The organism is Sulfitobacter sp. M05 (assembly GCF_029285175.1).
In the GTDB taxonomy this organism is placed as follows: domain Bacteria; phylum Pseudomonadota; class Alphaproteobacteria; order Rhodobacterales; family Rhodobacteraceae; genus Sulfitobacter.
This window is the reverse complement of record NZ_JABEDH010000001.1, coordinates 536,503-556,498: the sequence shown is the minus strand read 5'-3', so window position 1 is coordinate 556,498 and position 19,996 is coordinate 536,503. Positions and strand designations below refer to the sequence as shown.

20 protein-coding genes and 1 tRNA gene are annotated in these 19,996 nt (G+C 58.2%); 16 read left to right on the top strand and 5 right to left on the bottom strand.

The genetic code is table 11. The features are described from left to right. The 8 genes from ccoO to hemN all read left to right on the top strand — a co-directional run bounded on the left by ccoO (nucleotide 1) and on the right by hemN (nucleotide 7,703). Nucleotides 1–759: a cytochrome-c oxidase, cbb3-type subunit II gene (gene ccoO, locus HKX44_RS02800; protein WP_276149781.1), complete on the top strand. Its 759-nt coding sequence runs from the start codon at nucleotides 1–3 to the stop codon at nucleotides 757–759. Between the two features lie 10 nt (nucleotides 760–769). Beyond that, nucleotides 770–958, top strand: a complete 189-nt coding sequence (locus tag HKX44_RS02795) for a cbb3-type cytochrome c oxidase subunit 3 (RefSeq protein WP_276149780.1) — start codon at nucleotides 770–772, stop codon at nucleotides 956–958. Next, nucleotides 955–1,848, top strand: coding sequence for a cytochrome-c oxidase, cbb3-type subunit III (gene ccoP / locus HKX44_RS02790; RefSeq protein WP_276149779.1), 894 nt, complete (start codon nucleotides 955–957; stop codon nucleotides 1,846–1,848). The genes HKX44_RS02795 and ccoP overlap by 4 nt, the downstream gene beginning before the upstream one ends. Before the next feature lie 158 nt (nucleotides 1,849–2,006). Further along, nucleotides 2,007–3,500 (top strand): cytochrome c oxidase accessory protein CcoG, encoded by a 1,494-nt coding sequence (gene ccoG, locus HKX44_RS02785; protein WP_276149778.1) that lies wholly within the window; start codon nucleotides 2,007–2,009, stop codon nucleotides 3,498–3,500. 1 nt (nucleotide 3,501) lies between these two features. Further along, nucleotides 3,502–3,966, top strand: a complete 465-nt coding sequence (locus HKX44_RS02780; protein WP_276149777.1) for a FixH family protein — start codon at nucleotides 3,502–3,504, stop codon at nucleotides 3,964–3,966. After that, complete coding sequence (locus HKX44_RS02775; protein WP_276149776.1) at nucleotides 3,963–6,158, top strand: heavy metal translocating P-type ATPase; 2,196 nt, start codon at nucleotides 3,963–3,965, stop codon at nucleotides 6,156–6,158. The genes HKX44_RS02780 and HKX44_RS02775 overlap by 4 nt, the downstream gene beginning before the upstream one ends. Continuing rightward, nucleotides 6,155–6,349, top strand: a complete 195-nt coding sequence (gene ccoS / locus HKX44_RS02770; RefSeq protein WP_276149775.1) for a cbb3-type cytochrome oxidase assembly protein CcoS — start codon at nucleotides 6,155–6,157, stop codon at nucleotides 6,347–6,349. Before HKX44_RS02775 ends, ccoS begins: the two co-directional genes overlap by 4 nt. A 1-nt stretch (nucleotide 6,350) precedes the next feature. Further along, on the top strand, nucleotides 6,351–7,703 hold the full coding sequence (hemN, locus tag HKX44_RS02765) for an oxygen-independent coproporphyrinogen III oxidase (protein WP_276149774.1): 1,353 nt from the start codon (nucleotides 6,351–6,353) through the stop codon (nucleotides 7,701–7,703). 68 nt (nucleotides 7,704–7,771) lie between these two features. Here hemN and HKX44_RS19985 read toward each other — a convergent pair whose 3' ends face one another. Together HKX44_RS19985 and HKX44_RS02750 are read right to left on the bottom strand one after the other, a co-directional pair. Beyond that, nucleotides 7,772–8,410, bottom strand: coding sequence for a PAS domain-containing protein (locus HKX44_RS19985; RefSeq protein ID WP_346348163.1), 639 nt, complete (start codon nucleotides 8,408–8,410; stop codon nucleotides 7,772–7,774). A gap of 218 nt (nucleotides 8,411–8,628) precedes the next feature. Next, nucleotides 8,629–8,712, bottom strand: a tRNA-Leu gene (locus HKX44_RS02750). Between the two features lie 147 nt (nucleotides 8,713–8,859). Between HKX44_RS02750 and HKX44_RS02745 the strand changes: the two genes are divergently transcribed. Further along, nucleotides 8,860–9,381 carry a Hint domain-containing protein gene (locus tag HKX44_RS02745; protein WP_276149773.1) on the top strand — a complete coding sequence of 174 codons (522 nt, stop codon included), beginning with the start codon at nucleotides 8,860–8,862 and terminating at the stop codon, nucleotides 9,379–9,381. Nucleotides 9,382–9,457: 76 nt separating this feature from the next. On the opposite strand, the gene HKX44_RS02740 is transcribed toward HKX44_RS02745, so the two are convergent. Further along, nucleotides 9,458–11,134, bottom strand: coding sequence for an NAD(P)H-hydrate dehydratase (locus HKX44_RS02740; RefSeq protein WP_276149772.1), 1,677 nt, complete (start codon nucleotides 11,132–11,134; stop codon nucleotides 9,458–9,460). 173 nt (nucleotides 11,135–11,307) lie between these two features. On the opposite strand from HKX44_RS02740, the gene HKX44_RS02735 reads away from it, so the two are divergent. The 5 genes from HKX44_RS02735 (at nucleotide 11,308) to HKX44_RS02715 (ending at nucleotide 15,023) form a co-directional block, all read left to right on the top strand. Then, nucleotides 11,308–11,646, top strand: coding sequence for a P-II family nitrogen regulator (locus HKX44_RS02735; RefSeq protein ID WP_025044188.1), 339 nt, complete (start codon nucleotides 11,308–11,310; stop codon nucleotides 11,644–11,646). 38 nt (nucleotides 11,647–11,684) lie between these two features. Beyond that, entirely contained in the window at nucleotides 11,685–13,091 is a 1,407-nt protein-coding gene (gene glnA / locus HKX44_RS02730; RefSeq protein ID WP_276149771.1) for a type I glutamate--ammonia ligase, read from the top strand. 137 nt (nucleotides 13,092–13,228) lie between these two features. After that, nucleotides 13,229–13,456 (top strand): hypothetical protein, encoded by a 228-nt coding sequence (locus HKX44_RS02725; protein WP_276149770.1) that lies wholly within the window; start codon nucleotides 13,229–13,231, stop codon nucleotides 13,454–13,456. A 119-nt stretch (nucleotides 13,457–13,575) separates the two neighbouring features. After that, a complete protein-coding gene (locus HKX44_RS02720) occupies nucleotides 13,576–14,379 on the top strand; it encodes a lytic murein transglycosylase (protein ID WP_276149769.1) in 804 nt (267 codons plus the stop codon). A 209-nt stretch (nucleotides 14,380–14,588) separates the two neighbouring features. Beyond that, complete coding sequence (locus tag HKX44_RS02715) at nucleotides 14,589–15,023, top strand: glyoxalase superfamily protein (RefSeq protein ID WP_276149768.1); 435 nt, start codon at nucleotides 14,589–14,591, stop codon at nucleotides 15,021–15,023. A 48-nt stretch (nucleotides 15,024–15,071) separates the two neighbouring features. Here HKX44_RS02715 and HKX44_RS02710 read toward each other — a convergent pair whose 3' ends face one another. After that, nucleotides 15,072–15,785, bottom strand: coding sequence for a DUF3445 domain-containing protein (locus HKX44_RS02710; RefSeq protein WP_276149767.1), 714 nt, complete (start codon nucleotides 15,783–15,785; stop codon nucleotides 15,072–15,074). Between the two features lie 123 nt (nucleotides 15,786–15,908). On the opposite strand from HKX44_RS02710, the gene dddP reads away from it, so the two are divergent. Beyond that, on the top strand, nucleotides 15,909–17,252 hold the full coding sequence (dddP, locus tag HKX44_RS02705) for a dimethylsulfonioproprionate lyase DddP (RefSeq protein ID WP_276149766.1): 1,344 nt from the start codon (nucleotides 15,909–15,911) through the stop codon (nucleotides 17,250–17,252). A 43-nt stretch (nucleotides 17,253–17,295) separates the two neighbouring features. On the opposite strand, the gene HKX44_RS02700 is transcribed toward dddP, so the two are convergent. Beyond that, on the bottom strand, nucleotides 17,296–18,426 hold the full coding sequence (locus HKX44_RS02700) for a PLP-dependent aspartate aminotransferase family protein (protein WP_276150785.1): 1,131 nt from the start codon (nucleotides 18,424–18,426) through the stop codon (nucleotides 17,296–17,298). A gap of 194 nt (nucleotides 18,427–18,620) precedes the next feature. On the opposite strand from HKX44_RS02700, the gene HKX44_RS02695 reads away from it, so the two are divergent. Continuing rightward, the gene (locus HKX44_RS02695) at nucleotides 18,621–19,835 is read left to right on the top strand and encodes a bifunctional alpha/beta hydrolase/OsmC family protein (protein WP_276149765.1); all 1,215 of its coding nucleotides are present in this window, start codon (nucleotides 18,621–18,623) and stop codon (nucleotides 19,833–19,835) included. Nucleotides 19,836–19,996 lie beyond the last annotated feature (161 nt).

Below are 19,996 nucleotides of genomic sequence, written 5' to 3'. Positions count from 1 at the left end.
ATGTCTGATAACGAAAACACATCCCCGCAAAAGGGCTTCCTTGCCAAACACGCCATGATCGAACGCTCAGCAACCTTGCTGATGGTTTTGTCGCTGGTTGTGGTCTCGATTGGTGGGATCGTGGAGATTGCGCCACTGTTCTACCTTGAGAACACCATTGAGGATGTAGAGGGTATGCGCCCCTACACCCCGCTGGAACTGACCGGCCGCGAGATCTATGTGCGCGAGGGCTGCTATGTCTGTCACAGCCAGATGATCCGCCCCATGCGTGACGAGGTTGACCGTTATGGTCACTACTCCCTGGCGGCAGAAAGCATGTATGACCACCCACATCAGTGGGGGTCAAAACGCACTGGTCCCGATGTGGCACGTGTCGGGGGCCGCTACTCTGACACATGGCATGTGGATCACCTGTCCGATCCACAATCCGTTGTGCCGGAATCGATCATGCCGAAATACGCCTTTCTGGCGAAAACCCCGATTGACGGCAAATACGTCGAAGACCTGATCAAGACCCACCGCGCAGTTGGTGTGCCTTACACAGACGAGATGGTCGAAAACGCCCGCGCCGACTTTAAGGCACAGGCCGATCCCGACAGCGACTATGACGGGTTGATCGAACGCTATGGCGAAACCGCGAATGTCAGCAACTTTGACGGCCAGCCCGGGCTGACCGAAATGGATGCGATGGTCGCTTACTTGCAGATGCTGGGCACGCTGGTTGATTTCTCGACCTTCACCCCTGACGCAAGCCGGTAGGAGAATTCGCATGGAAACCTATTCATGGATGCGCGAGTTCGCAGACAGCTGGATGCTTTTGGCGATGACACTGTTCTTTCTGGGTGTCGTCCTCTGGGCCTTTCGCCCGGGCAGCAAAGCCACCCATAGCGACACGGCCAACATCCCGTTTCGTAACGAACAATCGCCCGATAGCCTCAAGAACGGAGACCCGTCATGAGCGACCCAACCGATAAGAAACCCGTCGACGAAGTAACCGGCACCGAAACCACCGGTCACGTCTGGGACGGCATCGAAGAACTGAATAACCCCCTGCCCCGTTGGTGGCTCTGGGCCCTGTATCTGACCATCATCTGGGGCATCGGATATGTGATTGCCTATCCAGCCTGGCCAATGATCAGCAAAGCCACACCCGGATTGCTGGGGTTTTCGACACGCGGTGAAGTTGCCCGCGACATCGATTCCTTCCGCGAGGCAAGTGCCGCCCGTGATGCACAACTGGCATCTGCGGACCTCAGCACGCTGGCGGATGATGTCGAACTGAACCGATATGCGGTATCCTCCGGGGCCGCGGTATTCCGCAACAACTGTTCACAGTGCCACGGGTCCGGTGCTGCCGGTGCCAAAGGGTATCCCAACCTGCTGGACGACGATTGGCTGTGGGGCGGCGATCATGCCTCTATCGCCTATACGGTGCGCCACGGTATCCGTAACGATTCCGACGAAGATGCCCGTTATTCCGAGATGCCCGCCTTTGGCGAACTGTTGGAAGACGGCGAAATTCCCGCACTGGTCGAATATGTCCGCCAACTGGCTGACGAGGAATATGACGCCTCACTGGCCAGCGCCGGTGAACCCTTGTTTGCCGACAATTGCAGTGCCTGCCACGGTGACGCAGGTACCGGGGACCGCGAACAAGGTGCGCCGAACCTGACCGATGCCATCTGGCTTTATGGCGGGGATCGTGAAAGCCTGACCCAGACCATCACCTATTCCCGCTTTGGCGTTATGCCACCATGGGGGACACGCCTGACCGAGGCGCAGGTGCAGGCGGTTGCGGCATATGTCTATCAACTGGGCGGCGGTGAAGCCGACACCCCCAGTAACTAGCACCCCTGCCCCCTTTAAAGGGTTGGTAACGTTGACGAAAAAGGAAGGGGCGCAGTGAGCGCCCCTTTTGCCAAAATCCAATTTGGTTGACCCAGATCAATGCCGCTGCCTGCCGCGGTCTGCATATACGGCACAGCGACACCAGACAGGAGCCTGTGATGGCCGATACCCCGCCTTCCCTCTACGCCGCGCGTGAGCCAATTTTTCCGCGCCGTGTCACCGGCTTTTTCCGTAGTTTCAAATGGTGGATCATGGGGCTGACCCTTGGCATCTACTACCTGCTGCCCTGGGTCCGCTGGGACCGTGGCCCGAACTTGCCCAATCAGGCGGTACTGTCCGACCTCGAACACCGGCGTTTCTTCTTCTTCTGGATCGAAATCTGGCCGCATGAATTCTATTTCGTCGCGGGCCTGTTGATCATGGCCGGGCTGGGGTTGTTCCTGTTCACCTCGGCCCTTGGACGGGTCTGGTGCGGCTATACCTGCCCTCAGACCGTCTGGACCGACCTGTTCCTGCTGGTGGAGCGCTGGGTCGAAGGCGACCGCAACGCGCAGCTGCGGCTGCATAAATCCAAATGGAACTTCAAGAAATGGCGGCTCAGGCTGACCAAATGGGTCGTCTGGCTGGCAATTTCCGTCGCCACCGGCGGTGCTTGGGTCTTTTACTTTACCGATGCGCCGACCCTTGCGGTCAATCTGGTCACGCTGAATGCCCCCGCCGTCGCCTATATGTCCATTGCCGTTCTGACCGCGACGACCTTTATCTTTGGCGGCTTCATGCGCGAACAGGTGTGCATCTATATGTGCCCATGGCCCCGCATTCAGGCGGCGATGATGGACGAAGGCACCCTGACCGTCGGTTATCGCAAATGGCGCGGCGAACCACGTGGCAAGCACAAAAAAGGGGCCAAGGCCGCTGCTGCCGCACAGGCCGCAACTGTTTATGACTTTGCCAACCTGCCCGAAGCGGACCAAGGCAGCGGCGATTGCATCGACTGTATGGCCTGCGTCAACGTCTGCCCGATGGGCATCGACATCCGCGACGGCCAGCAGATGGAATGTATTACCTGTGCCCTGTGTATCGACGCTTGCGATGACATCATGGACAAGATCGGCAAGCCGCGCGGGTTGATCGACTATCTTGCCCTTGAAGACGTGCCCCCGCCCCCGGAATCACCCGAGCGCGCCACGTGGAAACCGCGTCCGATCTGGCAGCATATTCTGAAACCCCGCACGATTCTCTATACTGCGTTGTGGTCCATCATTGGCGCAGGGTTGGTCTTTGCGCTGTTCATCCGGTCCGACATCGAACTGACCGTTTCGCCGGTACGTAACCCGACCTATGTGATGCAAAGCGATGGTTCGATCCGCAACATTTATGACGTGCGCCTACGCAACAAATCAGGTGATGACCGTTTGTTCCACCTGTCATTGACCTCCGAAGAGACCCTGCGCATCGGATTGGAAGGCACTGAAACGTTGAGCGTCGAAGTCCCGGCCAACCAAACCCTGTTGCAACGGGTCTATGTCACCGCGCGGCGCAAGGACGCAGCGGCCTCGACGGATCGCACCGATCTGCGTATTTGGGTAGAAGACCTCAGCACTCAGACCCGCACCAGCGCGGCCACGATCTTTAACGGAAAGGAAAAGTAACATGCAGCGTCCCCTCACAGGTTGGCATGTCTTTGCAATCTTTGCCGGATGCTTCAGCGTCATCATCGCAGTCAACCTGACGCTGGCCTTTCAAGCCGTGGGCACATTTCCCGGGCTGGTGACCAAGAACTCTTACATCGCCAGCCAGAGCTTTGACAAAGACCGCGCCGCACAGGACGGGTTGGGCTGGACCTTGAACACCGATCTGGCCAAAGGTGTGCTGACCCTCGCCATTACCGACGCCGAGGGCGCGCCGGTAAACCCCAAGGTGATGGCCGCCACTTTGGGCCGTGCCACCCATATTGCCGAAGATATGGATCCGGTGTTCACTTGGAACGGCACCGCCCTGACAGCACCTGCCCCCGTCGAAGTGGGATACTGGACACTTTGGCTAGAGCTGGAAGCTGCTGACGGCACCGCATTCCGGCGCCGCATTCCCCTACAGGTACGCGAGCCCGCATTATGAGCCTTGCCGAAAACCCTGGAATCGCGGCCTGTCCGGGATGCATAGCCCAGCCCGCCACCGGGGCAACTGGCGGATCAAACCAGTCTGGCGAAACACTGCACCTGTCCCTGCCGGCCATTCATTGCGCTGGGTGTATTGCCACGGTCGAACGGGGCCTTCTGGCCCGCAGCGATGTTTTCGCGGCCCGGGTGAACCTTAACCGCAAACAGGTTGAAATCACCCATGCGCCGCAAACTGCCCCTGAAACGCTAATTGAACAACTGACCGATCTGGGGATTGAGGCACGACTGCTGGACCGCGACGCCCTAGGCGACACCCGAGACATTCAGGGCCGTGCCCTGCTGTTTCGCATTGCTATCGCGGGCTTTGCGATGATGAACGTCATGTTGATGTCCGTCGCCATCTGGTCAGGGGCAAGCGACGCGACCCGCACCTTGTTTCACTGGCTGTCAGCGGCAATTTCCCTGCCGGCGGTTTTCTATGCCGCACAGCCGTTTTTTCACAATGCATGGACCGCCCTGCGTGTTGGTCGGTTGAACATGGATGTGCCGATCTCACTGGCGCTGATCCTCGCCTCGGGCATGTCGCTTTATGAAACTGCGGCGGGCGGGCATGACGCCTATTTCGACGCCGCCTTGTCGCTGACCTTCTTCCTGCTTTGCGGGCGGTATCTGGACCACCGTTGCCGCAGCACCGCCCGGTCCGCCGCGCGCGAGCTGGCCGCGTTGGAAGTACCACGTGTTTTGCGCGAAACCGCTCAGGGGCGCGAAACGGTGAAACTCAGCGAGGCGGCAATCGGCGATCATATCGTGGTTCTGGCCGGTGCCCGCGCACCTGTTGACGGAACGGTCATTGACGGGGCCAGCACGCTGGACCGCGCCATTCTGACAGGGGAAAGCCTGCCGGTTTCAGCTTCTGTTGGCAGCGATGTAAATGCGGGTGAATTGAACCTGAGCGGCCCGCTTGTCCTGCGGGCGACTGCCGTGGGTGCCGACACCAGCCTGCGCCGCATGGTCACAATGATTGATGCCGCCGAATCCGCTCGCAATCGTTACACTGCGCTGGCTGACCGCGCTGCACAAGTCTATGCCCCAGTGGTACATTTGCTGTCTTTTGCGGCCTTTGCCGGGTGGTTTTTCGCCACAGGCGACGTGCGTTTCTCGTTGAATATCGCTATTGCCACGCTGATCATCACCTGCCCCTGCGCCCTGGGTCTGGCCGTGCCTGCGGTATCCACCGCGGCGGCGGGCAAACTGTTTCGCGCCGGGCTGTTGGTCAAGAACGGCACCGCCCTTGAACGCATCGCCGAGACCGATGTGGTGGTTTTTGACAAGACCGGCACGTTGACCGAGGGCCAGCTTGAGGTTTCGACACTGGCGACATTGGATACAACCACCAAATCTGTTGCCCTTGCCCTGGCGCAAAGCTCGACCCATCCGGTGGCGCAAGCCCTCGCAATGGGGTTGACCAATGCCGATACCTCGCCTGCGGTTTTGACCGGTATTACCGAGCTGCCTGGACGAGGTCTGTGCGCAGAATTTGGCGGACAGAATGTGCTGCTTGGGTCTGCGGATTTCACACAGGCCACGCCGACCGATGCCCCCGGCGCATGGTTGCGCATTGGTTCCGAGGTCGCAATCCACCTGACCCTCAAAGGCAGTCTGCGCGAGGGTGCCCAAGACGTCATCGAAACGCTTTTGGCGAAAGGCACGCAAATCCACCTGATTTCCGGCGACACACCGGCCGCCACCCGTTCTGTTGCCGCCACCCTGGGGATCGCAGAATTCCGTGCGGGGCAAAGTCCGACGGATAAGATTGCCTATCTTGAGGCCCTTGCCGACAAAGGCCACAAGGTGCTGATGGTTGGGGACGGGTTGAACGATACCGGCGCTTTGGCAAGCGCTTATGCCTCGGTTGCGCCTGCCGCTGCTGCGGATGCCGCCCGCGCTGCCTCGGATGTGGTATTGCTGGGCCGCAGCTTGGCCCCCCTGCCCGATCTGATCCACACGGCGCGCAGTGCCAAACGGCGGATTCTGGAAAACTTCGGCATTGCCGCAGGTTATAACGCCTTGGTCATTCCGCTGGCCGTCGCCGGATTTGTGACCCCGTTGTTGGCCGCAATCGCGATGTCCACCTCTTCTATCACTGTCTTGCTGAATGCCATGCGTGTGACACGAAAGGCAGCAAAATGAACATTCTCGCCATCCTGATTCCCGTTTCGCTGACGCTTGGCGGTCTGGGGCTTGTCGCCTTCCTGTGGAGTTTGCGCGCCGAACAATATGACGATCTGGACGGGGCCGCGTGGCGTATCTTAATGGACGATGATGCACCACCACTTGATGTCGATCAAAGACAGGACGCCGAACATCCGAGAAGTTCGTGAAATGATGAATTTTGATACCCTAAAAGCACGCGGATTATTTGACGAACGGCTGCCCCGTTACACCAGCTATCCGCCTGCCCCCGCATTTTCAAAAGAGTGCGGTCCCGCATTTCAGGCCGAAGCCATTGCAGCTCTTGATCCTGACGCCCCGATTTCGCTTTATCTGCATATCCCGTTTTGCGAACGCCTATGCTGGTTTTGCGCTTGTCGCACCCAAGGGGTCCGCAGTCTGACCCCAGTACAGGCCTATCTGCAAACCCTGCGCAGTGAACTGGCGTTGATTGCCAGCTACCAACCCGAAAAACTGCGTCTGAAACAAATGCATTGGGGCGGTGGCACACCAACGATCCTGCCGCCGGACCTGATTGGCGAAGTTGCCGATATGCTAGGTGAAGTGTTTGTGATGGACGAGGACACCACGTTTTCCGTCGAGATCGACCCGACGCTGGTGGACGCCGATAAAATCGCCGCACTGAAGGCCGCAGGCATGACACGGGCCAGTATCGGGGTGCAGGATTTTGCCCCCGTTGTCCAAAAATGTATCGGCCGGCTACAAAGCTTTGAACAGACCCAAGATGCCGTGAACATGCTGCGGGACGCACAGGTGGCCTCGCTGAATGTTGATCTGGTCTACGGGCTGCCCTTCCAGTCCATTGAAGGATTTTCGCAGACATTGCAGCGGGTTAACATGTTGCGACCCGATCGCATTGCGCTGTTCGGCTATGCCCATGTGCCGCATATGGCAAAACGCCAAAGCCTGATCCCCGAAACCGCCCTGCCTGGTGATCGCGCCCGGTTTGCACTGTTTGAAAAGGCGACGGAACTGCTCTGTGCGGATGGGATGGTGGCGATTGGCATCGACCATTTTGCGCGCCCTGATGACAGCATGGCGCGCGCCGCTGCTGATGGTACTTTGCGGCGCAACTTTCAGGGCTACACAGTGGATGGCTGCGATACTTTGCTGGGGCTTGGGGCCTCCTCAATCTCACGGTTCAAAGAAGGGTTTGTTCAGAATGCAGCACAAACCGGGGATTATTCCCGTCAGATCAATTCGGGTACCTTGGCCGGTGTCCGAGGGTATCGTTTGACCCATGAAGATAGGTTGCGGGGGCGGATCATCGAGATGCTTATGTGCGATTTCGCAGTTAATTTCAAAGAGCTGAACTTAAGTGAACTGGATCGTGCCCGGATCACCCCGGCGCTAGATGCGCTGCGGCGGGAATGTGATGGCATGATCAGCGAAACTGCGGATCATCTGAAACTCCCCGCCGAGGCCCGCCCGTTGGTACGCAGGCTGGCGCATTTCTTTGATGCGTCAAACCCCGGTAACGCCGGCTATTCCCGGGTTTCCTAGGGATAGTCGCGCCAGACATTGCCCGTCTTCGTTGGCAAAGAGGCTAAGACTTGCCGCGGCTGCCCGTTTTACGACGATTGCCCCTGCCGCTGAACATCGCTGACTTTTTCCGAAATCACATAGGCCCATTCGGCATTCTGATCGGCCAGTTTTTTCATCTCTTCTGCAACAACGGCAAAACCCCGGCCGGCATCCCCACTGCGGGCCGCTTCAATTCTAGCATTGATGGACAGCATGGTCAGCTGGCGGATCGAGCCGGTAATCTTTCCGGTCAAGCCAATGATCTCAGAGTTAGATTCGCGGCTTTGCATCAGAATGGTTTCCATTTCACTGCGCAATGCCATTTCTTCGGTGGCGCTGACAATAAGACCCTGAAGGTGGGTCAATTCCCCTTTTTCATATAGGCCGCAGCCGCGTTCGCGGACCCAAACATAGGCACCATCTTCATGCAACATGCGGTAGGCCAAATCCCAGGGACCACGCTTTTCAACAGCGGCATCGACAGCTTCAAACAGCCGTTGCTTGTCATCAGGATGTGCAAGATCGGCGAAGGCATGCAACCGATTGCCAATCAGGTCTTCCGGACTATAGCCCAGCAATTCCCTAATGCCCCCCTCGATCACCTGAAGGGTATGTTCACTGTCATGCAGACATCGATAGGCAAACGCCTCAATATTCGAAAAAAGACTATCCAAGACATCGCTCATTACACGCCCTTCCGCCTGCCTTCTTGTCTGCAAGGGGTTAGCAGACGAAAGTTAACAAAGCTCTACCGTCAGAGTTTTCGATGTGATTGGCCGATTGGGGCGAAACCGAACGCACGCGATCGCTCACTATCTAACCATCGGGTGTGTCCCCAAACGGGCATCAGATAGAACGCTATCGCATTTAAACATTTGAAACGCATTGTTTCCAAACAGTTTAGTGGTGCGGGTGAAGGGACTCGAACCCCCACGCCATAGGCGCCAGAACCTAAATCTGGTGCGTCTACCAATTCCGCCACACCCGCACTGTTGCGCGTTCTGCGACGGCAACTTGGCTCCAATAGCAAAGTGTGAAACCTTTGGCGAGACCAAAAAAGGGCAAGACATTAACAAGATTTTCGCATAGGCTTCCCATAACCAGAGCAGGTTATAAAAACGAGAAAGTGACGCCCATGAAACCGAAAACGGTCGGGCGCGTGGGCGGCAATGATCGCCATGCGGGCCAATACTCTCCCTATGCTCCCCTTGATACGGGGCTTATTACCGGTGCCATGTTATTGACGCTGGATGGTGAAATGCCGGTCGAGTTTGTCTCGGTGGGCGACAGATTGATCACCCGGGACACCGGAATTTCCAAGGTTGTACATATCCAGCGCACAACTCGCGCCGTGCATAGCATTTCCGTTGCTGCGGGATCTCTGGGGCACACCCGTCCTGAACGCGATGCACTGCTGGCCGGTGACCAGATGATCCTGATCCGGGACTGGCGGGCGCGTGCATTGTTCAGTTCCGAAAGGGCATTGGTGGCGGCCCGGACCCTTGTGGATGGCGAGTTCATCACTGATCTGGGGATGCAGGAAACCACTCTTTATCAGGTGTTCTGTGACGGGCCGCATATCCTTTATTGCGACGGTCTGGAGCTGAGCACTGCCGATGGCGCCCGCGCACGCGGCGCAGTCTTGCGCGCGGCCTAAAGCGTCCGGCCCTTAACCTGAAGCATCTGGGTCGCCAATGCCCCGAGACCGCAAGGCGTGACTGACTATTGCGGATTCACTTTTCAGGTCTGGCGCCATGCAGCCCCCATTCGCGAAACAGCTTTGGCAATTCCTCCGGCAAGTCTTCTGCGATAAGGCCGGGACCAAAACTGCGCGCGGCCTCCACATGCAGGTAGGTTGCCAGCTCTGCCGCACAGAACAGGCTGCTACCGACCGTTGGCGCGGCCAAGCCGGCAATCAGCCCTGCCAGAACATCCCCCGCTCCGGCAGTTGCAAGCCAAGGAACCGCGCGCGCGGCGCTGGCGGCATGTACTGTTGCGCCCCCTTGCGGGTCTGCAATCACCGTGTCTGGCCCTTTTAGCAAAACCAGACATCCGGCCCGCGCTGCCGCCTGCCGGACGGCGTCAACCTTGGACAGGGACGCCCGCGCCGAACCAGACAGATCAGGGAACAGCCGCTCAAATTCGCCTTCATGGGGCGTCAGGATGGTACGGGCATGGGTGCGCGCAAACAGGGCATCGGGGTTCTGGGCGAAACTGCTCAGGGCATCTGCATCCAGCACCACCACAGGAACCTCTAAATCAAATTCCCCTGCCCGTCTGGCCAAAACCTCCTGCACCAGATCACGGGTGCGCTGTGACACGCCCATGCCCGGCCCCATACAGAAGGCCGTGACGCGATGATCGGCAACCTCGGCCAGCGGTTGGTCAGGTTTGAGTGCCCGCAGCATGATCGCGTTCAACTGGCAGGCATTCTCGATCAGGGCCGATGGCGGGCAAATCACTGTGACCACCCCTGCCCCAGACCGCAACGCGGCGCGCGCCGCCAGACGGGCCGCCCCGCCGCGCCCGACGCCACCGGCAAAAACGGCGACATGACCAAAGTTAAACTTATGGCCGGGCAGATCAGGTTTACCCATCACAGAGCGCAGCCAGCGGCCTGTCATATCCCGTCCATCAATATGCGGGTCTGCCAAACGGGTGCGCTGCGGTGCCGGGGTCTGGCCGACAATCTGTGGTTCCTGCCCGAGGTCCCCAAGACCGATATCGACCACCTGCACCTTGCCGCACATGGCGGGGCCAAGCGCTAGGTAATGCCCAAGTTTCGGCGCATGAAATGTCACCGTCAGATCGGCGGTGTTCAGCGTCGCAGGCCAGGCACTGCCGGCCTTGCTCACCGCTGCCAAATCCGCTGGAACCATACCCGTGTCCAGATCAAGACCAGAGGGACAATCCACAGCCACACGTTTGATTTTATGGGGTGATTTCCAAAACGTCATGCCCGCGATATCCAGCGCCTGTGCAATCTCAACAGGGACAGGGCGCGACAGGCCGATACCAAACACCGCATCGACAATCAGGTCAGGGCGGCTGCCTGTGAACACGGCTTCCGGCTTAAGCGGCAACACCTCACCTGCCTGCAACCAACGGTCATAATTAACCTTCGCATCCGGTGGCAGATTGGCCGCCTCCCCAAACAGATGTACCCGCACAGTCCAGCCTGCGTCGCGCAGCAGGCATGCGATCACAAATCCATCGCCACCGTTATTGCCCGGACCGCAGATCACCAGCGCTGTCCGCACGCCCTTGGTCAGTTTCGGCCAGCGGCACAGAATCGCGTCAACCACCCCTTGTCCGGCACGCGCCATCAGGTCGAGGCCTGTTGCATCGCCCCGCGATATTGCCGCTTGTTCCAAAGCCCGCATTTGATCCGCTGTCAGCAGTTCGGTCATCTCGACACCCCAAAGTTTTAAAACCGCCTAAAAATTAGACGCACTGGCACCAATTTAAGCAGCGTCACAGAATTCATCCCCGCAAAGGCGCTGTTTAATCCCGCCTTTATGGATTCCTGCGGCCCAAAATGAAATGACCCGCACAGCGACAGATTTCCTGGGAGGCGCATGTCATGAAAAAGATCGAAGCGATCATTAAACCGTTCAAATTGGACGAAGTGAAAGAAGCCCTTCAGGACGTCGGTGTTCAGGGGCTTTCCGTGATCGAGGTCAAAGGCTTTGGCCGTCAGAAAGGCCATACAGAACTGTATCGCGGTGCTGAATATGTGGTCGACTTCCTGCCCAAGGTCAAAGTCGAGGTGGTGCTAGACGATGATCAGGTCGACGCCGCCATTGAGGCCATCGTGGACGCCGCCAAAACCGAAAAGATCGGAGACGGCAAGATTTTCGTCTCCCCCGTAGAGCAAACCATCCGCATCCGTACCGGAGAAACCGGTTCAGACGCGCTGTAATCCAACTTTTCTATCAAAATTAAGAAGGAACCTCCCTGATGAATACCCAGGATTTTCTGAAGCGGATCAAAGATGAAGATATCGAATATGTCGACATCCGCTTTACCGACCCGCGCGGCAAGTTGCAGCACGTCACAGTTGTGAACGATTTGGTTGACGAGGACTTCCTTGAAGAAGGGTTCATGTTTGACGGATCTTCCATCGCCGGCTGGAAATCGATCGAAGCCTCCGACATGAAACTGATGCCAGACCTGAGCAGCGCCTATGTTGATCCGTTTTATGCCGAGAAGACAATCTGTGTGCATTGCTCCGTTGTCGAGCCGGACACCAACGAACCTTACGACCGTGACCCGCGTGGCACAGCCGAGAAAGCCGAAGCATACCTGAAGTCTTCCGGCATCGGTGATGTCGCCTATATGGGCCCGGAAGCCGAGTTCTTCCTGTTTGACGACGTGCGTTTCTCCAATTCTATCAACAAAGTATCATACGAAGTTGATGCATCCGATGCGTCTTGGAACACAGATACCGAGTACGAAATGGGCAACATGGGTCACCGTCCGGGCCTCAAGGGTGGTTACTTCCCGGTAAACCCAACCGACGAAGCCCATGATCTGCGCGCCGAAATGCTGTCGACCATGAAGCGTCTGGGCATGAAAGTGGACAAGCATCACCACGAGGTGGCGTCTTGCCAGCATGAATTGGGCCTGATCTTTGGCTCCCTGACCGAACAGGCCGACGAGCTTCAGAAGTACAAATACGTGATCCACAATGTGGCCCACGCCTATGGCAAATCCGCGACATTCATGCCCAAGCCGATCTATGGTGACAACGGGTCTGGCATGCACGTGAACATGTCGATCTGGAAAGACGGCAAGCCCTTGTTCGCAGGCGACAAATACGCTGATCTGTCACAGGAAGCCCTGTGGTTCATCGGCGGTATTCTGGGCCACGCCAAGGCATTGAACGCCTTCACCAACCCGGCGACCAACAGCTACAAGCGCCTGATCCCCGGTTTCGAAGCCCCGGTTCTGCGCGCCTATTCCGCCCGCAACCGTTCCGGCTGTGTGCGTATTCCATGGACTGAAAGCCCGAAAGCCAAGCGCGTCGAGGCGCGTTTCCCCGATCCGGCGGCAAACCCCTACCTGTGTTTTGCAGCACTCTTGATGGCCGGCCTTGACGGCATCAAGAACAAGATCGATCCGGGCGAAGCCATGGACAAGAACCTCTATGACCTGCCCGCAGAAGAGCTGGCCGATATCCCGACCGTTTGCGGTTCTCTGCGCGAAGCGCTGGAAGAGTTGCAGCTGGATATGGACTTCCTGTTGGCTGGCGACGTATTCACCCGCGATCAGGTCGAAGGCTACATCGAGTTGAAGATGGAAGAGGTTCACAACTACGAGCACACGCCACACCCTGTTGAATTCGGCATGTACTATAGCTGCTGATCTACTGAAATTGTGATCAGAAAGGGCGCGCCTTCGGGGGTGCCCTTTTTCTTTGTGTCCCGATGAAACCCCAGGCCCGCCGCAATTTCGCCCGAAATTCCCGGCAAGAGTTTGACACGACACCAAGGGAGACAGTTATGGCCGTATCGAGTACCACGTTTGAAGAACGTCTGGCGCGTATCAACAGCGGCACAACTGTCGATAAATCCTCTCTTGTGGGCCGCAAATTGAAACGCCAGTCGTTTCGCGCCCGTTGCCTTACTTTTCCATTTATGACCGGTGTTGGCATCCTGACCGCCGGCACGGCCCTTGCCTTGACCTCCACGCCCGTAGAATTGGGATGGGTCGTCGCACTTGCGGGCTAAACGCAGGGTCGATCAACATCTTCGGGGTCTGCGAAACTTGACAGAAATGTTCGCCCCTTCCCCTTTGCCCCTTGCGTAAACCTCGGTAAACTGTGCGCAACAGTTCAAGAGGTATCCCCATGCAACAAGTTAAATCATTCATTCTGGGCGGCGTTGTCAGCCTTGCCCTTGCGGTGCCGGCGATGGCTGCGCAATGCGGCAATAACGCGGGCGGTTTCGGTCAGTGGAAAGCCTCCTTTGCTGCCGAGGCCAAAGCTGCGGGCGTTGGGCAGCGCGGCCTTACCGCATTGGCAGGTGCGTCTTATGCCACCGGCACCATCAAGGCAGACCGCAATCAGAAGTCGTTTAAATACTCCTTGCCGAAATTTCTGAAAATCCGTGGTGCCGACACGATTGTTGCACAGGGCCGCAAACGCAAGGCCCGCAATGCCGGGTTCTACCAGTCGCTAGAACAACGCTATGGCGTGCCAGCGGGGGTTATTCTTGCAATCCACGGTATGGAAACCGGGTTTGGCGGGTTCATGGGCAAAAGCGCCGTGGTCTCGGCCATTACCACACTGGCCTATGATTGCCGCCGCTCGGCGTTTTTTGTTCCCCATGCGATCGGGGCGCTGAAACTGGTTGATCAGGGGGCAATCACCCCGGCCACCAAGGGCGCAAAACATGGCGAGTTGGGACATACCCAATTCCTCCCCGGCAATGCGTTGAAGTACGGTGTCGATGCGGATGGCAACGGGCGCGTCGATTTCTACAACCAGACAGATGCATTGGCCTCAACCGCGAATTTCCTGCGCAAGAAGGGCTGGAAACCCGGTAAAGGTTATCAGGAAGGTCAGCCGAACTTCAAAGTCATTAAGCAATGGAATGCGGCAACGGTCTATCAACAGGCCATCGCTATCATGGGTGCCAAGATCGACGGCTGACCCAAATGCCACATTAAAAACCAAGGCCTGCCTGTCCCAGACACGGCAGGCCTTGTGCATTTCAGGGTGCCCTCCTATATGCCTTTTCAAGGGTCAGGCCCCTGCCGTCCGCATTCTGGTGAAGTCCTGTATATCTGAACAAGCTCTCAATCTCGCTGATTGATTGGCAACGCGGACCCCTCTTTCACTTGCGAGCAGGAGTGTTTGACATGAACAATACAATACAGATCCCGTCGCGTGATGTGCTGAAGGCACAGGCGAAACGCTTGCGCAGTGATCTTGCAGCCAAGGGACAGACCATCAGCCATGCACAGGCGCTGGAAACCATTGCCCACCAATGGGGCGCGCGGGACTGGAACACCTTGAGTGCGCGGGCCGGCAATACCCACCCTGGGTGGTCACCCGGCCAGCGGGTCACAGGGCGCTATCTGGGCCATGCCTTTGCCGGCGAGGTCAAGGCGGCGCGCCAGCAGGCCAATGGTTTCTGGGCGCTGACCCTGCGCTTTGATGAGGCCGTTGACGTTGTCACCTCGACGCAATTCAGCGCGTTTCGACGGCAGGTAAACACAACCGTCAATGCCGACGGGCGTTCACCGCAGAAAACTTCGGACGGGCAGCCCCATATGGTGCTTCATCCGGGCTGATCTATGGTACGTGCTGCCGTCAAAAACCGGCGGCACGTATTCATCTGTTCATCCGATATTGGGAACGACATAGGTGTGGATTGTAAACGCAACTGCGTTGCTGCGGGGCAGACGCAGGATGCACTGGCGTTCCGAGCGGGTGAATTCCCCGGTGTTCCCACCCGCCTTGCGCACCGGCTGGTACAGATCGGCATCCACATAGTTAAGCCGGTTAAAACGCCAAAGCGGACGCCCGGCGCGTACCCCGTCGAACATCCGCTGCACCCGACGCCCTAGAGATTCGTCATATTCTGCGACCGGATCGTGTATCGCACTCAACGGGCGCTCGACCTTGTCCGCCAGCCGCCAACTTGCCGGGAAACACAATACCGCACCGGTCAGTACATGTTCAGTACCGCGTTTTTCAAGCAGGCAGACGTCCTGTTGCATCAAATGCCCCATAGTGCGCAGCGGGTCATCCCAATCCAAACTCACCCGCCTGTCATCAGGACAGATCACATGATCGCTCTGCACATCAAACCCCAAGGGCGGCAGGATGCCCAGCGCCTCGTGCAACACCTCCTGCGCGGCAGGCAAGGCATCAGGTGACAGCCACAAGACCTCCTTTGGCTTGTCGGCCATCAACACAATTCGATAGGCCATCTGCGCCGCATAGGCCTCATCCACCCGCAGCCAGTCATCAGCACCGCAAGGGGCCACACCGGGCAACACATGGGGCACCAGCATTTCAACAGGTAAGGCGTTTTGCAGGATCACAGTCATCGGGCAAATCTAGCGGCTTTCTCTCCGGTGTCTTGCGAAAACGACATCGAAAAGCGTCGCTCTTTGCCATTCACGCACCAAAAATTCATCCAAGCTGCTCCTGACCACAGCAAGAGGCCCGCAATGAACACGCATTACAGCGACTCCCGCAAGATTGACCCCAATCAAGGCAGCCATCTGCCAGACGGTTCCCCCAATGATGCAAACCGGGTCGAGATCGGCCCGCCCCTGCTGGCCCTGCGTGAATGGGAGACGGCGGGGCTGATCCCGCCCAATCTGGACCAGATGCGCCGTTTCCGTTGGGAACGGCTGACCCGGCATGTGGTGGAACGCGGCTATGGCGGGCTGCTGATCTTTGACCCGCTGAACATTCGCTATGCTACCGACAGCACCAACATGCAGCTGTGGAATACTCATAATCCGTTCCGCGCCGTATTGCTTTGCGCGGACGGATATATGGTCATCTGGGATTACAAGAACTCACCTTTCCTAAGTGAGTTCAACCCTTTGGTACGGGAACAACGCTCTGGTGCCGATCTGTTTTACTTTGATCGCGGTGATAAGGTAGATGTCGCCGCTGATGTATTCAGCAATGAAGTGCGCCAGTTGATCGAGGCACACGCAGGCGGGAACATGCGCCTCGCGGTGGACAAGGTCATGCTGCACGGTTTGCGCGCACTTGAGGCACAGGGGTTCGAAATCCTGGATGGCGAAGAGGTCACCGAGAAAAGCCGTTCGGTCAAAGGAGCGGATGAAATCCTTGCCATGCGCTGTGCCTCCCATGCCTGTGAAACCGCCGTACAAAGAATGGAGGAGTTCGCCCGGCGCGAAGTACCCAAGGGGCACACATCAGAGGATGACATCTGGGCTGTGCTGCACGCCGAGAACATCAAACGCGGCGGTGAATGGATTGAAACGCGGCTGCTGACCTCAGGCCCCCGCACCAACCCGTGGTTTCAGGAATGTGGCCCGCGTATTGTACAAAATAACGAGATCGTCGCCTTTGATACCGATCTGGTGGGCAGCTATGGCATCTGCATCGACATTTCGCGCACATGGTGGGTCGGCGATGAAAAACCCCGCGCTGACATGGTCTATGCGATGCAGCACGCCTATGAACATATCCAGACCAACAAGCAAATGCTGAAGGCAGGCGTGATGATCCCCGAGCTGTCTGCGAACACCCATGTGTTGGACGCCCAGTTTCAGGCGGGTAAATACGGCTGCCTGATGCATGGAGTGGGGTTATGTGATGAATGGCCGCTTGTCGCCTACCCCGATCACGTGGTCGCAGGGGCCTATGATTACCCGCTTGAGGCCGGCATGGTTCTCTGCGTCGAGGCACTGGTTCAGCCCGAAGGCGGCGATTTCGCAATCAAGCTGGAAGATCAGGTATTGGTGACCGAGGACGGGTTTGAGGATTTGACCAGCTACCCCTTCGATCCGGCGTTGATGGGGGCATCATAACCAAACTGGCGGCGCTGTTGGCAACAGCCCTGCCCCTTGGCCGCTATTGCCCCAAAGCCTGCCCCAGATCAGCAATCAGATCCTCCGCATCCTCAATCCCGACCGACAAACGCAACAAGCCTTCGGGGATGCCAGTGTGGGGTTCGATTGTATGGCGGTGTTCAACCAGGCTTTCGACCCCGCCCAAAGATGTGGCCCGGTGAAACAACTGCAACCGGCTGACCACACGCAGGGCCGCCGCGGCCTCGCCCTTTACAACAAAGGACAAAAGCCCACCAAAACCGCCATTCATCTGACGCTTGGCGATGTCGTGGCCCTTATGCGTTGGCAGGCCGGGATACAGTACCGCGTCCACACTTGGATGATCCGACAGGTACTGCGCCAATGTCATGGCATTGCGCGACATTTCTCGCATCCGCAGGGGCAATGTCCGCATGCCCCGCGTCAGCAGCCACGCCTCCATCGGGCCCAGCACCGCACCGGCCATATCACGATCCGCGCGGATGGCCTGCCACATCGGGCTGTCCTGATCGCCGACCGACAACGAACCGGCCAGCACATCGGAATGGCCGTTGATCCCTTTGGTGGCGGAATGCATCACAATATCAGCGCCCAGCGCCAAAGGTTGGCTTAGCACAGGTGACGCCGCCGTACTGTCCACCACCAATGTCGCGCCCACCCCATGGGCAATCTGCGCTGCCCCGGCCACATCGGTGATCCGCAGCCACGGGTTTGAAGGTGTTTCGATCCAGACCAGCACGGGCCGGTGGTCTGTGCAAACCCTTGCCAATGCATCTGCATCCGAAGCCTCAACCTCGTGCAGGGTGATCTGGCGTCTTTCACAAAAATCCCTGATCCAGGCCGTTGTGCCCCAGTAGATCTGGCTTTGCACTACCACCGCACCGCCAGTCGGCACGGTGCGAAACACCGCCGCGACTGCCGCCATGCCAGAGGGAAACAGCAATGTATTCGCCGCCCCCTCAAGCGCGGACAACAGGCGTTCAGCCACCCGCGTGTTTTCATTATGCGACCGCAAATAAACATTATCAGGGTTTTGCGGTTGATAATCCTCGCCGCGCAGAAAGGTCGTTGCCATATGAACCGCAGGCACAACCCCCGCAGTTTCATTGTCGAGCGCACCCGCAGCCTGAGCGGCTATCGTGGCGGGCTGCATCGGGGGGATCGCGGAATGGCCCAAAACTGTCTCCTTACGGTTCAAGCAACCCTGTGTTGCTACACCCGTGTTGTGCGGCAGGCAATCCTGCCCCACCATATCCCGATCTGTCACGCCCGCGTGAGAATGGTGTCATATGACTTGCGCGCGGGTGCGGTATCTCCCACCTTCCCCTTGTCCCACTGGAGAAGCCCATGACCCCTGAACGCATCACCTTTCCCGGCCACAACGGCAATACATTGGCTGCGCGTCTTGATCTGCCGGACGGGCCACATCTGGCCACGGCCCTATTTGCCCATTGTTTTACCTGCGGCAAAGACATCCCCGCCGCCCGCAGGATCGCCGCACGCCTCGCCGGAATGGGCATTGCCGTGTTGCGGTTCGATTTCACCGGTCTGGGCCACTCGGAAGGGGAATTTGCCAATACCTCCTTTACCTCAAACGTCGATGACCTGATTGCGGGCTGCACCTACCTTGAAAGCCGCGGCATGGCCCCGTCGCTGATGATCGGCCACTCACTGGGAGGCGCGGCTGTGTTGAAAGCCGCCGCCACGCTGGACGGGATCAAGGCGGTCGCCACACTCGGCGCGCCAGCCGACCCCGGCCATGTGACCCATAACTTCGAAGCGGCCCTGCCAGAGATCAATGCCAAGGGCGTCGCCGAAGTTTCACTAGGCGGACGCCCCTTCAAAATCGGCAAGACCTTTGTCGATGATGTCGCACAGGAAACGCTCAGCCCTGCCATCGCCGGCCTGAACGCTGCCCTTCTGGTGCTGCACGCGCCGCGCGATGCCATCGTTGGCATCGAAAACGCTGGCCAGATCTTCGCCGCCGCCAAACACCCCAAAAGCTTTGTCACATTGGACGACGCCGACCACCTGATCACCCGGCACAGTGATGCAGAATATGCCGCTGATGTGATTGCCACCTGGGCTACCCGCTATCTCAAGCTCGCCCAGCCCGCGCCGCCGCCGGTCACCCCCGAGGGAATTGTGCGCATCTCCGAGGCTGATCCTGACGGTTTTCAACAAGACATCAACGCTGGCCCCTCCCATCATGTCATTGCGGATGAGCCGCTGGCTTACGGCGGGACCAACCGCGGCATGTCACCCTATGGGTTTCTGTCGGCAGGTCTGGGGGCCTGCACCTCGATGACGATCCGCATGTATGCCCGCCGCAAGGGCTGGCCGCTGGAACATGTCAGCGTCGATGTCTGCCACGACAAAGTCCATGCACAGGATGCCGAGACCGGCAGCGGCAACAAGATCGACACATGGCGACGACGGATCAAACTGACCGGCCCGCTGGATGCCGCGCAACGCCAACGCCTGCTGGAAATCGCGGACAAATGTCCGGTCCATCGCACCCTGGAACAATCCTCACAAGTGCAGACCGAACTTCTCGACTGACGGCTCCTCTTTTTGGCCTTAAATACTGTCCGCACTCTCGGCTTGCCCCATCCGGCTGCGATGACCACCGTAACCCAATGCAAAGGCGTCCGGCCTTTAACCTGACGCATTTCGTCCCCCAATTTCCCGAAACCGCACAGCCTGTCGGGGGTATTGGGGGG